Origin of the sequence: Streptomyces sp. NPDC002886 (assembly GCF_042888445.1) — a bacterium.
Taxonomy (GTDB): domain Bacteria; phylum Actinomycetota; class Actinomycetes; order Streptomycetales; family Streptomycetaceae; genus Streptomyces.
This window is the reverse complement of record NZ_JBIAPV010000010.1, coordinates 100,182-115,498: the sequence shown is the minus strand read 5'-3', so window position 1 is coordinate 115,498 and position 15,317 is coordinate 100,182. Positions and strand designations below refer to the sequence as shown.

Below are 15,317 nucleotides of genomic sequence, written 5' to 3'. Positions count from 1 at the left end.
ATGACCGCCGTGCTTCCCGAGCGTTCCCGTATCTCCGACTCCCTCCCGCAGGACGCCGCCCACGACGCCCCGCGCACCGTGGCGGACCTGCTGGACCGGCTCGCGCTGGTTCCCGCCGCGCGGACCGCCGTCGTCGCGGCGGACCGCGAGCTGACCTTCGGCACCCTGCGGACGGAGGCCATGAGGATCGCCTCCCACCTGGCAGCCCGCGGCATCGGGCCCGAGAGCGTGGTCGCCCTGGCCCTGCCGCGCGGCGCCGGTCTCGTGGCCGCGCTGATCGGCACCATGACCGCGGGCGCCGCCTACCTCCCGGTCGACCCGAAGCTGCCCGCCGAGCGGCGCCGCTACCTGATCGAGGACTCCGGAGCCGACCTCGTCGTGACGGCCGGCCCGGAGCACGAGCCCCTCGCGGCCGGTACCGCGCACGTCTCCCTGGCCGAACTGGCCGCGCCAGACGGGGCCGCGGACCCCGCGTACCGCCCGGTGCCCGTCTCCGCCGACACCCTGGCCTACGTGATCTACACCTCCGGTTCGACCGGCCGCCCCAAGGGGGTCGAGATCGGCCGCGCCGCCGCCTCCGCGCTGCTCGCCGAGCTGGAGGGCGCGGACATCGCCGTCACCGACGGCGGCCGGGTCGGCTGGAACGCCTCGCCGTCCTTCGACGCCTCCGTGCAGCAGTGGGTTCGGATCTGCCGCGGCGACACCCTCGTGATGATCGACGAGGAGACCCGCGCCGACCCGACGCTGCTGGCCCGCTTCATCGACGAACAGGGCCTGACCGACCTGGACATCACCCCCTCGCACGCGGAGCCGCTGCTCGACCTGCTGACCGCGGACGGCGGTCCCCGGCCGCTGACGCTGCTCATCGGCGGCGAGGCGGTCGGCCCGGAGCTGTGGCGGCGCCTCGCGCAGAAGGGGGCCCAGGGCGTCCTGCGCACGGTGAACCTGTACGGGCCCACCGAGTGCACGGTGGACTCCACTGCGGGCTGGATCGACGGCGCCGACGAGCCCCACATCGGCAGCGTGCTGCCGGGGCTGAGGATGCGGGTCCTCGACGGGAAGCTGAACCCGGTGTCCGAGGGCGGCAGCGGGGAGCTGTACCTGGCCGGCCCCCGCGTGGGGCGCGGCTACCGGCGGCGGCCCGCCCTGACGGCGGAGCGGTTCACCGCCGACTCGGGCGCGGACGCCGCGTACGGCGGGCGGATGTACCGCACCGGCGACCTGGTGCGGCTGCTGCCGGGTGGCCGTCTCGGCTACCTGGGCCGGGCCGACGGACAGGTCAAGCTGCGCGGGCACCGCATCGAGCTGCCGGAGATCGAGGCCGCGCTGACGGCGGTCGACGGGGTCGCCGAGGCCGCCGTCCTGCTCCTCGACGAGGTGCACGGGGCGCCCGGACTCGTGGCCTACTACCGCACCTCCTCCGGCGAGGTCACCGAAGGGACGCTGCGCGAGCATCTGGGGGTGGCCCTGCCCGCCTACATGCTCCCGGCGGCCTTCGTCGCCCTGGACCGCTTCCCCACCACCACGAACGGCAAGCTGGACCGGGCGGCACTGCCCGCACCGGCCGCAGCCTCCCCCCGGCCGGAGCCGGTCACCGAGGGGCTGAGCCGGTCGCAGGAACTGATCGCGGGTGTGTGGGCGGCGGTGCTCGGTGCTCCCCGCATCGGGCCCGACGACAACTTCTTCAAGCTGGGCGGGCACTCGCTCCTCGCGATCAAGCTGGTGTCGCGGGTCCGGGCCGAGCTGGGCGTCGCCCTGCCGGTCAAGGCGGTCTACGCCAACCCCCGCCTGCGCGACCTCGCCTCCCACCTCGACACGCTCGTCGCGGCGACCGCCGGGGCCACCGCCGACGCCGACACCGCGCGCCAGGACAGTTAGGACAGTCAGGACATGACCGAGATCCCGTTGTCGTTCGCCCAGCGCCGGCTGTGGTTCCTGGGCCGGCTCCACGGACCGTCCGCCGCCTACAACGCCCCCGTCGTCGTGCACCTCGACGGGGTGCCCGAGACCACGGCCCTCGGCGCGGCGCTGGCCGACGTGGTGGAGCGGCACGAGGTGCTGCGGACCGTGCTGCCGGCCGGGGTCGACGCCGAGCCGTACCAGCGGGTGCTGGAGCCGGCCGCCATACCGGGGCTGACCACCGTGGACCGGCCGGCCGGCGGGGTGGACGCGGCCGTCGCCGCCTTCACCCGGCAGACGATCGACATCACCGCCGAACCGCCCTTCCGGACACGGCTGTTCCTCCCGGGCGACGGGACCTCGGTACTCGTCCTGCTCATCCACCACGTGGCCACCGACGGGTGGTCCGTACGCCCCCTGCTGCGCGACCTGTCCGAGGCCTACGCGGCCCGCCTCGCGGGCCGGGCACCGGACCGGGAGCCGCTGCCGGTCCAGTACACGGACTACAGCCAGTGGCAGCACGAACTGCTCGGCGACCCGGCCGACCCGGACGGGCTCGCCCACGAGCAGGTGGCGCACTGGCGTGGGGTCCTCGACGGGGCTCCGCAGGTCATCGCCCTGCCCGCCGACCGGCCGCGTCCGGCGGAGCCCTCGGGCCGGGGTGCCACCGTGACCTCCCGGCTGGACGCGACCGGGCACCGCGGTCTGCTCGCTCTGGCCCGCGGCCGCCGGGCGAGCCTGACCATGGCGGCGCGCGCCGCGCTGGCGGCGGTGCTGTCGGCCACCGGGGCGGGCGAGGACGTGGTGATCGGGGCGCCCGTGGCGGGCCGGCCCGACGAGGACCTCTACGACCTGGTCGGCTTCTTCGTCAACTCCCTCGCCCTGCGCACTGATCTGTCGGGCGACCCGTCCGTCGGCGAGCTGCTGGGCCGGGTGCGGGAGGCCGACCTGGCGGCCTACGAGAATCAGGAGCTGCCCTTCGATCTGCTGGTGGAACAGCTCGCACCGGAACGGGCCCTGGGCCACCACCCGTTCTTCCAGGTGATGCTGACGGTGGACGCGGACTCCGGGCCATCGGGGCCGGTGGAGCTGGCCGGCGGGATCGGCGGCCGCCTGCAGGACGTCGGCCTGGACGCCGCCAAATTCGACCTGACCTGGTACTGCGCGGAGCGGCACACCGCGGACGGTGCCCCCGACGGGATCGACGTCGCCCTGACGTATGCGACAGACCTCTTCGACGCGGACACGGCGCGGCTGCTGATGGAGGTGTACGTACGGGCTCTCGGCGCGTTCGGCGCCGCGGCGCAGGACCCGGGCCGGCTCCTCGGCGAGCTGGACCTGGTGACGGCCGGCGAGTCCCGGACGCTGGCCGCCCGGCACGCTGCGGCCGTCCCCGAAGCGGCCGCTTCGGCGCCGGCCGGGCCGGTGCGCCGTGACGTGCTGTCCCCGCGCGAGGAGATCCTGTGCGGACTGTTCGCGGAGGTGCTGGGCCGCGAGGCACAGGACGCCGACGCCAACTTCTTCAAATCGGGCGGGCATTCGCTGCTGGCGAGCAAGCTGGTCAACCGGATCAGGGGCGCGCTGGGCCTGGAGCTCGGCATCCGTGACCTGTTCCTGGCTCCGACCCCGACGGCGCTGCACCGCCGGCTCGCCGAACTGGACGGTGCGGCCACGAGCAGGCCGACGCTGACGGCCGCGGCCGACCGGCCGGAGCGGCTGCCGCTGTCGGCGGCGCAGCGGGCACTGTGGCTACTGGACCGCATCGAGGGGCCGTCCGCGACCTACAACGCGCCGCTGGTGCTGCGCCTGACCGAGGTCCCGGACCGGTCGGCTCTCGCCGCCGCGCTGGGTGACGTGGTGGGGCGGCACGAGGTGCTGCGCACGGTGTACGGCTCCGAGGGCGGCGAGCCGTACCAGCGGGTGCTGGGCCCGGACGGGGCCTGGCTGGAGACGGCGGCGCTGGAGGTGACCGGGTGCGCCCCGGAGGCGCTGGAGGAACTGGTGGCCGGTTTCGGCCGCGAGCCCTTCGACCTGGCGCTGCGGCCACCGCTGCGGGCCCGGCTGTTCCTGCCGGGGGACGGCACCGCGGTGCTGGTCCTGCTGGTGCACCACATCGCGACCGACGGCTGGTCGATCGCCCCACTGCTGCGGGACCTGGGCGAGGCGTACGGGGCACGGCTCACCGGGCGGCCCCCCGCGTGGCGGGCGCTGCCGGTACAGTACGCCGACTACGCCCTGTGGCAGCGCGAGCTGCTGGCGGACCCGGCGGCGCTGCTCGGCTTCTGGAAGACGGCGCTGGACGGCGTGCCGGCCCGGACCGCGCTGCCCCTGGACCGGCCCCGGCCCGCCGAGCCCTCGGGGCGGGCGGTGACCATGTCGGCCGGGCTGGACGCCGCCGCACACCGGGCGCTGCTCTCCCTGGCGCGGGACCGCCGGGCCAGCCTGTTCATGGTGGCCCGCGCCGCGCTGGCGGCGGCCCTGTCGGCCACGGGCGCCGGGGAGGACCTGACGATCGGCACGCCGGTGGCGGGCCGACCGGACCAAGACCTGCACGACCTGGTGGGCTGCTTCGTCAACTCCCTCGCCCTGCGCACCGATCTGTCCGGTGACCCGGAGGTCGGGGCGTTCGTCGAGCGGGTGCGGGACGCCGACCTGGCCGCCTTCGACCACCAGGACCTGCCTTTCGACCTGTTGGTGGAGCAGTTGGCGGAGCCGGGGCGGGCCTTGGGCGAACACCCCTTCTTCCAGGTGATGCTGACCGTGCAGGAGGCGGCGGAGGAAGCGGTTCTGCTCGGCGGCACCCGGGGACGGGCGACGAGCACCGACCTCGGCGCCGCGAAGTTCGACCTCTCCTTCCACTGCGCCGCGCGGCGGGGCGCGGACGGAACGGCGGACGGACTGGACGTGCACGTGCAGTACGCCGAGGACCTCTTCGACGCCGAGACGGCGCGCCTGCTGCTGGAGGTGTACGTACGGGCGCTGCGCGCGTTCGCGGACTCCGCGGATACCCGGCTGGGCGCGCTGGAGCTGGTGACGGCGCAGGAGCGGGCGGGTCTCGTGCGGCGCCGTGAGCGGCTCGCCGCGGCGGCCGCGGCTGCGGAGCGGCCCGCCGCACCCGCGCCGACGGCGCTCTCGCCCCGGGAGGAGATCCTCTGCGGGCTGTTCGCCGAGGTGCTGGGCCGAGAGAGGATCGGTGCGGACGCCAACTTCTTCAAATCCGGCGGTCATTCGCTGCTGGCCAGCAAGCTCGTCAACCGGATCCGAGCGGTGCTCGGGGTGGAGGCGGGCATCCGGGACCTGTTCCTGGCCCCCACGGCCACGAGCCTGCACCGGCGGTTGGCCGCGGCGGGCGCCACCGGCCCCCGGCCCGTACTGGCGCCCGCGGACCCCCGCCCCGAGCGGCTTCCCCTGTCGTACGCGCAGCGCCGGCTGTGGTTCGTCGACCAGTTGGAGGGCATGTCGCCGGCTTACAACATCGCCCTGGTGCGGCGTCTGGACCGTCCGCTGGACCCGGCGGTGCTCGCCGACGCCCTGGCCGATGTGGTGGCGCGGCACGAGGTGCTCCGCACGGTGTACGGGGCCGAGGGCGGTGAACCGTACCAGCGGGTGCTGGACCGGGCACGGCCCCAGCTGGAGCTGGCGCGGCCCGAGGACGTGGACGCCGCCGTGGACGAGGCCGCGGCGCACGTCTTCGACCTGACGCGCGATCTGCCGCTGCGGGCTTGGCTGTTCCTGCCGGACGGGGACGGACCGCAGACACTGGTCTTGCTGCTGCACCACATCGCGGCCGACGGCTGGTCCACGGGGCAGCTGCTGACCGATCTGGCCGGCGCGTACGAGGCGCGACAGGCCGGTAGGGCTCCCGACGCGCCCCCGCTGCCGGTGCAGTACGCCGACTACACGCTGTGGCAGCGGAAGCTGCTCGCCGATTCACGGACCGACCAGGACTTCTGGCAAAGGACCTTGACCGGCCTGCCACCGCTGATCGATCTGCCGACCGACCGGCACCGGCCGGCCGAGCCCTCCGGGCACGGGGCACTCACCGCCTTCGCGGTGTCCCCACACACACATGCCCGCCTGACCCGCCTCGCCCACGGTCAGGGCGCCACGCTCTTCATGGTGGTGCAGGCCGCGCTCGCGGCGGCTCTCACCCGGCTCGGTGCGGGCACGGACCTCGCGCTCGGCACGACGGTCGCGGGGCGCGGCGACGACGCCCTGTCGGGGCTGGTCGGCTTCTTCGTGAACACCTTGGTCCTGCGCACCGACACGAGCGGCGATCCGACCTTCGTGGAGCTGCTCGGGCGGGTCCGTGAGGCGGGCCTGGCGGCGTACGCGCACCAAGATCTCCCCTTCGACCTGCTGGTGGAACACCTGAACCCGCTCCGGTCCGCGGCGCACCACCCGCTGGTGCAGGTCATGCTCCAGGTCAACCGGGCGGACGCGGGCGGCGACACCACCGCCGGGGGCCCGCTCGCGGGCGTGGAGCTGCCGTACGGGTCGGCGACCGCCAAGTCCGACCTGACGTTCGCACTGACGGAACGCACCGACGGCGGCCTGTCGGGGGTGCTGGAGTACGCCACGGACCTTTACGAGGAGGCGGGCGCCCAGCGCTTGGCCGACCTGCTCGTGGCGGCGCTGGAGCTGTTCGCAGCCGACCCGGGCCGCCGGGTCGGGGACCTCCCGGCGCCGGCCGACCGGAGGCCGCAGCGGCTCCTGGCCGGTGGCTACCGGATCCACGCGGAGCACGTCGCCGCGGTCCTCGCGGAGCACCCGGCGGTGGCCGGGGCGCGGATCCGCGTGGAGGAGGACCGGCTGATCGCGGAGGTGCTGGACCGGGAGTGGCGGGCCGGTCCGCTGACGGAGGCGACCCTGCAGGAGTGGGCGGCGGACCGGCTGCCGGAGTACGCGGTGCCCTCCGCGGTGCGGCTCCTGTCGGGGTCGCAGACCAAGGCGAAGCCGGATCCGGACCGGGCCTCCGCCCCGCCCGGGGCCGCGGACCGCACGCGTGCCGGCCTCGACGACGGTGACGCCGGTAACGGTGGTGACGGCAAGGACCGGCTGGCCCCGGCGCTGCTGAGGTTGTTCGCGGAGGTGCTGGACCGGGGACAGCTCGGCCCGGACGACAACTTCTTCAAGTCCGGCGGGCATTCCCTGCTGGCGGTCCGGCTCGTCAACCGGATCAAGGCGGAGCTGGGCCGGGAACTGACCCTGCGCGAGGTGTTCCGGCACCCGACGCCGGCCCGCCTGGCGGCTCTCCTCGCAGCGGCGCCCCCGGTCCCCCCGACCCCGCCGCCGGCCCTGCGCCGCCGCACCCGGGCGGGCTCCCGGGTCCGCCAGCCGTAGGGGACCGCGGCAGGTACCTCCCCGGAGACCGTTCGTGAGGCCCTCCCGGCAGCCTGCCGGGGAGGGCCTCTCCGCGACGGTCAGCTGCCGCCGGGCGGGACGGGCGTGGCCTGGTGGTAGTACATCCGCCACGTCGCGGCCGCACCCTGACGTCGCCAGAGCGAGCTCCGCCGTGCCCTGTTTCCGTCCAGCGTGGTCTCGTACGTGAGGTGCACCAGCCCGGGCGCCAGCACGACGCCGGTGAAGTGCGAGGCCTCGTAGCGCGGGCTCCCTTCCGCCGCACCGGCCAGTTCGGGCAGCGCGGCGAGCATCTCCTCGTACGTCCACCGCCGCCCCGACGCGCCGATCTCCACGAAATCCGGGTCGAGGAGCTCTCGGGCCATGGTGCGCGATGCGCGCACGCCGGGGTCCATGAGGCGCAGTTCGCCCGCGATCGCTTCGCGGACCTCGTCCGCCTCTCGGCTCATGCCGGCATTCTCGCCCGGGTGACCGGGCCCCTGGCAACCGAGTTGCCGGCTGCCGGCGACCGGCAGTTCGCAGCGGCAGAAGGGGTGGCGGGGAGCTGCCGCGAGGACTGCCCGGTGGGGTGGGGCGGGGTGTCTAGGTTGGGGGCACGGACTCCGCTCCGCATCCCATCCCCCGCCTGGAGGCTCCGCGATGCCCTCGACCGCCCCCACCGCCTCCGCCGTCTTGGACGGCGGCCCGGCGATCACCCCGGCGCCCCGCGTGCTCGACCGGATCGACGCCCGGGTCGCCGACGGCGCCGAGCGGCTCGCCCTGGTGCACGGCGCGCGCCGGATGACGTACGGGCAGCTCGCCCTCGCCGTGGCGTTCCGCGCCGAGGAGCTGGCCGCCGAGGGCGCCGGGCCCGGCCGGCTGGTGGCCGTGCACCGGCCGCGCGGGATCGACGCGATCGTGGGGCTGCTCGCCGCCCTGCGGACCGGCGCCGCCTACCTGCCGCTGGACCCCGCCGCCCCGGCCGCCCGGACGGCCGCCATCCTCGCGGACTGCGCCGGACAGGAAGTGCGCCCGGTGGAGGGTGACTTCACCCTTCCCGGGCCCGGGGTGCCGCGGGATGCCGCTTACGTGATCTACACCTCCGGCTCGACCGGCACCCCCAACGGGGTGGTGGTCGGGCAGGACGCCCTGGCCCACTTCACGGCCGGGGCGACCGTCCGTTACGGCATCACCGCCGAGGACCGGGTCCTGCAGTTCGCGCCGCTGCACTTCGACGCGAGCGTCGAGGAGGTGTTCCTCACCCTCGGGGCCGGCGCCACCCTCGTGTTGCGGGACGAGGAGATGCTGGACGTCCCCGGGCTGCTGGCGGGATGCGCCGCGCACGGAGTGAGCGTTCTGGACCTCCCCACGGCCTACTGGCACGAGTTGACCCATGCCCTCAGCGCCGGGATCGCCGAACTGCCGCTCTCCGTACGCACGGTCGTCATCGGCGGCGAGGCCGCGCTGCCCGAGCGGGTCGCGCAGTGGTGCGCCACCGTGGACCCGGACCGGGTGCGGCTGCTCAACACCTACGGCCCGACCGAGGCCACCGTGGTCGCCACCGTGGCGGACCTCTCCCGGCACCCGGGCGGTCCGGTGCCGATCGGGGAGCCGCTGCCGGGGGTGCGCGCGGCCGTGGTGGACGGTGAGCTCTGGCTGCTCGGCGGAGGTCTGGCCCTCGGCTACCTCGGCCGGCCCGAGCTGACCGGGCGGCGCTTCGCCGTACTGGGCCCCGAGCGCGCGTACCGCACCGGCGACGTGGTGTTCGTACGGGAGGACGGGCAGCTGGGCTTCCGGGGGCGGGCCGACGACGAGGTCAAGATCAACGGCCATCGGGTGGACCCGGCGTCCGTGGAGTCGGTGCTCACCGCCCACCCGGGGGTCCGAGAGGCCGCCGTGGTGCCCCAGGAGACCGCGGACGGCGTGAAGCGGCTGGCCGCCTTCGTCGTCGCGGACCCGGGGGTGGACGCCGACGCCTTGCGCGCCCGGGCACGGGAGCACCTGCCCGCCGCCGCCGTGCCGTCGGTCCTGGCCCTCGTGGAGGCCCTGCCCCGCACCTCCTCCGGCAAGATCGACCGGAAACTGCTGCGGGCAGCGACCGCCGGTGAACGCCTGCCCTCCGCGGCGGTGTTCGACGGGGAGGTGCTGCCCGCCGAGGACCGGATCCCACTGTCCTTCGCGCAGCGCCGACTGTGGTTCCTGGCCGGGCTGGAGGGCCCCTCGACGACCTACAACCTGCCGCTCGTCCTGCGACTGGACTCCGTACCCGACCGGGAGGTGCTGACGGCGGCGCTCGGCGACCTCGTGGAACGCCACGAGGTGCTGCGGACCGTGTACCCGGCCGTCGACTCCGAGCCCTACCAGCACGTCCTGGACCCGCTGACGGTCCCGCTGACGGTGCGGGAATGCGGACCCGGCGAACTCGACGCGCTGGTCGCACGGTTCAACGCCGGAACCTTTGATCTCACCTGCGAACTCCCCATCCGTGCATGCCTGTTCATCACGGATGACGGCGGAGCCACTTTCGCCCTGCTGACGCATCACATCGCCACGGACGGCTGGTCGGTCGGCCCGCTGCTCGGCGACCTGGGCCGGGCGTACGAAGCGAGGGCGGCCGGCGCCTCACCCGACTGGGAGCCGCTGCCCGTGCAGTACGCCGACTACACCCTGTGGCAGCACGAGCTGCTGGAGGACCCGACCGCACTGCTGGAGCACTGGCGGCCCGCCCTGGAGGGGATGCCGACCGTGCTGGACCTACCGGCCGACCGGCCCCGGCCCGCCGAGCCGACCGGGCGGGGCGGCGATCTCCTCGCGCGGCTCGACGCCGAGGCGTTCGGACGGCTCACCGCGCTCGGCGAGGAACGCGGCGCCAGCCTCCTGATGCTCCTCCAGCCCGCGCTCGCCCAGGCGTTGGCCGCGCTCGGCGCGGGAGAGGACATCGCGATCGGGACCCCGGTCGCGGGTCGCGGCGACGAGGCCCTCGACGGCCTGGTGGGCTTCTTCGTGAACACCCTGGTGCTGCGCACCGACGTATCGGGCGACGTCCCGTACGCGGAGCTCGTGGACCGGGCCCGGGACGTGGACCTGGCCGCATACGCCCACCAGGAACTGCCCTTCGACCTGCTCGTGGAACACCTGGCCCCGGACCGCGCGCTCGCCGTCAACCCCTTCTTCCAGGTGATGCTGACGGCCCAGCAGCAGGACGCGCGGGACGGTCAGGCTCAGGAGCCGGCCGGCGCTCTCACCGGCCGGTTCGTGGAACCTGGTCTGACGGCGGCCAAGTTCGACCTCAGCGCCGCCTGCGTCGCCGCGTCGGACGGCACGCTGGAGGTGTGGTGGCAGTACGCGGCGGACCTCTTCGACGAGGAGACGGCGCAGCTGCTGCTGGACGTCTTCGTACGGGCCCTGGCCCGGGCCGCGGCCGACCCGTACGGGCCGCCCTCCGCGAGCCCGCTGCTGGACGGGGCGGAGCTGCGCGGTCTCGCCGAGCGTCGGGCCCGGGTCGCCCTCGCCCGGGCCACCGAGGCCGAGGCCGAGGCCCGGGCGGTGCGCGCCGCGCAGGACCGGCCCGCCGGGAACTCGGCACCGGAGAAGGTGCTCTGCTCGCTGTTCGCCGAGGTCATAGGCATCGAACAGGTGTCCCCGGACGACAACTTCTTCTCGGTCGGCGGCCATTCCATGATGGGCGTGCGGCTGGTGAACCGGATCCGTGCCGTGCTCGGCCTGGAGGCCCGGATCCGCGACCTGTTCCTCGCCCCCACGCCGGCAGGGCTGGCGCTGCGCCTCACCCGGGACGGCGGCGCGGGCATCGGCCGGGCGCCCCTGGTCCCGGTGGCGGACGCCGACCGGCCGGAGCGGGTACCGCTCTCGTACGCCCAGCGCCGACTCTGGTTCGTCGACCAGTTGGAGGGGCCGAGCCGCTCCTACACCATCCCGTTCGCCCTGCACCTGGACCGGCCGCTCGACGCGGCCGTGCTGGCCGAGGCCCTCGCCGACGTGGCCGGGCGCCACGAAGTGCTGCGCACGGTGTACCCGGCGGTGGACGGGCAGCCGTACCAGCACGTGCTGGACTCGGCGCGACCGGTGCTGGAGCAGGTCTCGGCTCCGCCCGGCGGTCTGGAGGCGGCCGTCGACGCGGCGGCCGGACACGTCTTCGACCTGGCGGTCGACCTTCCCTTCCGGGCGACGCTGATCGCCCCCGCGGCCACGGACGCGGACACGGACGCCGGCAGGGAGCCGGGCGGGAGCGGGCAGGTGCTGGTGCTGCTCGTCCACCACATCGCCGCCGACGGCTGGTCCACCGGCCCGCTGCTGGCCGATCTGGCCGCCGCGTACGCGGCCCGGCAGGACGGGCGGACCCCCGTCTGGTCGCCGCTCCCCGTGCAGTACACGGACTACACCCTGTGGGAGCGGGCCGCCCTCGACGGCGAGGGCGCCACCGCACACATCGCGCACTGGAAGGAGGCCCTGGCGGGTGCGCCCCCTGTCCTCGAGCTGACGGCGGCGAGGACCCGGCCCGCGGAGGCCACCCACCGGGGCGCGGCGACACCTCTCGCCCTGGACCGCGCCACTCACGCCCTGCTGGAGCGCCTCGCCCTGGAGCACGGCGTCTCCGTGTTCATGGTGGTCCAGGCGGCCTTGGCAGCCACGCTGACCCGGCACGGCGCGGGCACCGACCTGCCGCTGGGCACAGTCGTGGCCGGACGGGACGACGAGGCGCTGAACGACCTGGTCGGGTTCTTCGTCAACACGCTGGTGCTGCGGTGCGACACCTCCGGCGATCCCCGGTTCGCGGACCTCCTGGAACGGGTCAAGGAGACCGACCTCGCCGCGTACGCCCACCAGGACCTCCCCTTCGACCTGGTGGTGGAGCAGCTCAACCCGGCGCGCTCCACCGCCCACCACCCCCTGGTGCAGGTCATGGTCCAGGTCCATCCCGCGGAGGCGCCGGCTCCGGCGGACGCGGCGCTGGCCGGCACCCCGCTGGGAACGGCCTCCGGCTTCACGAAGTTCGACCTGACCGTGTCGCTGCGCGAGACGCGCACGGCGGACGGAGCACCGGAGGGGCTGGAAGGGGTACTGGAGTACGCGACCGACCTCTACGACGAGGGGACGGCGGCCCAGTTGGCCGCGCACCTGGCCCGCACGCTGCGGGCGGTCGCCGACGACCCCTGGCAGCGCATCGGAGACATCCCCCTGCTCTCGGCCGAGGAGGAGTTCCGCCTGTTCACCGAGTACAACGACACGGCGACCCCGCGGGAGGCCTGCGGGCTGGTGCACGAACGGTTCGCCGCCCAAGCCCGCCGCACCCCGGACCGGATCGCGGTCTCGTACGAGGAGCAGACCCTGACCTACGCGGCCCTGGACGCCCGCGCCAACGCCCTCGCGCACCGGCTGCTCGCGGCCGGCGTGGCCCGGGACGGGGCGGTCGGCGTCCTGATGGACCGCACGCCGGACCTGCTGGTGGCGGCGCTCGCCGTGCTCAAGTGCGGGGCCGCCTACGTGCCGCTGGACCCGCGGCTGCCCGACGCACGGGTGCGCATGGTCATGGAGGACGTGGCGGGGCGGGTGCTCCTGACACAGGAGTCGCACCTGGAGCGGCCCGCCGTGATCCAGGAGGCGGCGGCCGGGGTGACGGTGCTGGCGGCGGACCGAGCAGCGGACCGCAACGCCGACGGTGCCGACGAGGACGTCTCCGATCCGGGGATCACCGTCGGCGAGGACGCCCTGATGTACGTGATGTTCACCTCGGGCTCAACCGGCCGCCCCAAGGGTGTCGGCGTCACGCACCGCAACGTGGTGGAACTGGTCACCGACCGCTGCTGGAACCGTGCCAACCACCGCCGGATGCTGGTCCATTCGGCGATCGGCTTCGACGCCTCCACCTACGAGCTGTGGGTGCCGCTGCTGAACGGCGGCCAGTTGGTCATCGCCCCGGGCGACGGCACCGACGTGGCCGAGCTCGACCACACGGTCCGTACCTACGGAGTGAGCGCGGCCTACTTCACCATGGGCCTCTTCCACATCATGGCCGACGAGGGCCTGGACACCCTCAAGCTCCTCGACGAGGTCTGGACCGGCGGTGACGTGGCCTCCCCGAGCGCTCTCCAGCGGGTTCTGGACCACTGCCCGGACACCGTGCTCGTCCACTCGTACGGCCCGACCGAGACCACCTTCGCCTCGCACCAGCAGCGGATCCCGGCGGGACGACGCACGCTCCCCGGCGTGTTCCTGGGCTCAGCCCTGGACAACACCCGGGTCCACGTCCTCGACGAACGGTTGCGCCCCGTCCCGATCGGGGTGGCCGGCGAGATGTACATCGCCGGAACCCAGGTGGCCCGCGGGTACCTCGGGCGGCCGGGGCTGACTGCCGAGCGGTTCGTCGCCGACCCGTTCGCCGCCGACGGCGGCCGGATGTACCGCACCGGCGACCTCGTCCACTGGACGCCGGAGGGCGAACTGCGGTTCGTGGGACGGGCCGACGGGCAGATCAAGCTGCGCGGCTTCCGCATCGAGCCCGGGGAGATCGAGGCGACGCTGGCCCGCCACCCCGGCGTCGGGCAGATCGCGGTGGTCGTCTTCGAGGACGGCCCCGGCGGCAAGCGGCTCGTCGCGTACGCCGTGCCCCGCGCGGGCCACGGCCTGACGGACGAGGCGCTGCTGCGCTGGGCGGCGGACGAGCTCCCCGAGCACATGGTCCCGTCGGCGGCGGTGCTGCTCGACTCCATTCCGCTCACCGTCAACGGCAAGCCGGACCGCAAGGCGCTGCCGGCGCCCGCTCTCGCCGCGCGCCCCGCCGGGCGGCCTCCGCGCAACCCGCGCGAGGAGGTCCTCTGCGGCCTGTTCGCGGAGGTGCTGGGCGTGGAGGGGGTCGGCATCGACGACAACTTCTTCGGCCTGGGCGGTCATTCACTGCTCGGGGTCCGGCTGGTGAGCCGGATGCGCACCGTGCTCGGGCTGGAGCGCGGGGTCCGGGACCTGTTCCGCACCCCGACCGTCGCGGGGCTGCTGGGCGACGAACCCAGCGGCTTCGACCCGATGGGCGTGGTGCTTCCGCTGAGCACCCGCGGAACGCGGCCGCCGCTGTTCTGCATCCACCCGGGAACCGGGGTCGGCTGGCCGTACGCCGGCCTGGCCCAGCACCTCGGGCCGGACCAGCCCCTGTACGCCATCCAGGCAAGGGCGCTGAGCGAGCTGGGCCACTCCCCCGCCTCCGTGGAGGAGATGGTGGCGGACTACCTCCCGCTGATCCGGGAGGTCCAGCCGCAGGGCCCGTACCGCTTCCTGGGGTGGTCCTTCGGCGGCACGGTGGCCCATGCGCTCGCCGTGCGCCTGGCCGAACTCGGTGAGCGCACCGAGCTGCTGGCGATGATGGACGTCCACCTGCTGCCCACCGAACCGGTGCGGCGCGCGATGACCCCGGCGCAGAAGCGGGACATGCTGGTCGGCGACGCCTCGGACGAGCCGGCCGACGCGCCGTTCGACGTGGACGCCCTGATCGGCCTCGTACGGCTCAAGGACCCGGTGCTCGGGGCCTTCTCGAACGGGGAGATCCGCTCCGTGATCGGAGCCTCCATCAACCACGCCGAAATCATGAACCTGTACGCCCCGCGTCCGGTCGCCACCGACATGCTGTTCCTGGCGGCCATCGAGGACGGGGAAACGGAAAACACTCTCGCGCAGCACTGGATTCCCTTTGTGGAAGGCAGCGTCGAGAATCACATCATCGGGGTCCCGCACACCAGAATGGGTGAACCCGAACCGCTCGCCCTGATCGGCCGTATCCTTTCCGAGAAATTGAGGAGCCTGTCATGACCAATCCTTTCGATGACACCGAGGGCACGTTCCACGTCGCGGTCAACACGGAGGGGCAGCACGCCCTGTGGCCCGTGTTCGCCGAGGTTCCCGCAGGCTGGGACGTGGTCTGGGGCGCCGGCACGCGCGCGGACGCCCTCGACTACGTGGAGCGGAACTGGACGGACATCCGCCCCAAGAGCCTGGTGGCCCAATACGCCTGACCCCTTTGCGGGCAGCACAGAAAAACAGTCTCAGGAAAACCGTGCCCCGCATCGCGGGGC

At 74.3% G+C, this 15,317-nt stretch carries 5 protein-coding genes; 4 read left to right on the top strand and 1 reads right to left on the bottom strand.

All coding sequences use genetic code 11. From position 1 onward, the window contains the following. Both ACFYYB_RS33135 and ACFYYB_RS33130 read left to right on the top strand, forming a co-directional pair. Positions 1-1,878 (top strand): non-ribosomal peptide synthetase, encoded by a 1,878-nt coding sequence (locus ACFYYB_RS33135; RefSeq protein ID WP_389440163.1) that lies wholly within the window; start codon positions 1-3, stop codon positions 1,876-1,878. A gap of 12 nt (positions 1,879-1,890) precedes the next feature. Next, positions 1,891-7,242, top strand: a complete 5,352-nt coding sequence (locus ACFYYB_RS33130) for a condensation domain-containing protein (RefSeq protein WP_389440161.1) — start codon at positions 1,891-1,893, stop codon at positions 7,240-7,242. 80 nt (positions 7,243-7,322) lie between these two features. On the opposite strand, the gene ACFYYB_RS33125 is transcribed toward ACFYYB_RS33130, so the two are convergent. Then, a complete protein-coding gene (locus ACFYYB_RS33125) occupies positions 7,323-7,709 on the bottom strand; it encodes a DUF4440 domain-containing protein (protein WP_389440159.1) in 387 nt (128 codons plus the stop codon). Positions 7,710-7,899: 190 nt separating this feature from the next. Here ACFYYB_RS33125 and ACFYYB_RS33120 point away from each other — a divergent pair, with 190 nt between their 5' ends. Together ACFYYB_RS33120 and ACFYYB_RS33115 are read left to right on the top strand one after the other, a co-directional pair. Beyond that, positions 7,900-15,054, top strand: coding sequence for an amino acid adenylation domain-containing protein (locus ACFYYB_RS33120; protein ID WP_389440156.1), 7,155 nt, complete (start codon positions 7,900-7,902; stop codon positions 15,052-15,054). Continuing rightward, complete coding sequence (locus ACFYYB_RS33115; protein WP_389440154.1) at positions 15,051-15,257, top strand: MbtH family protein; 207 nt, start codon at positions 15,051-15,053, stop codon at positions 15,255-15,257. The genes ACFYYB_RS33120 and ACFYYB_RS33115 overlap by 4 nt, the downstream gene beginning before the upstream one ends. The last annotated feature ends 60 nt before the right edge of the window (positions 15,258-15,317 follow it).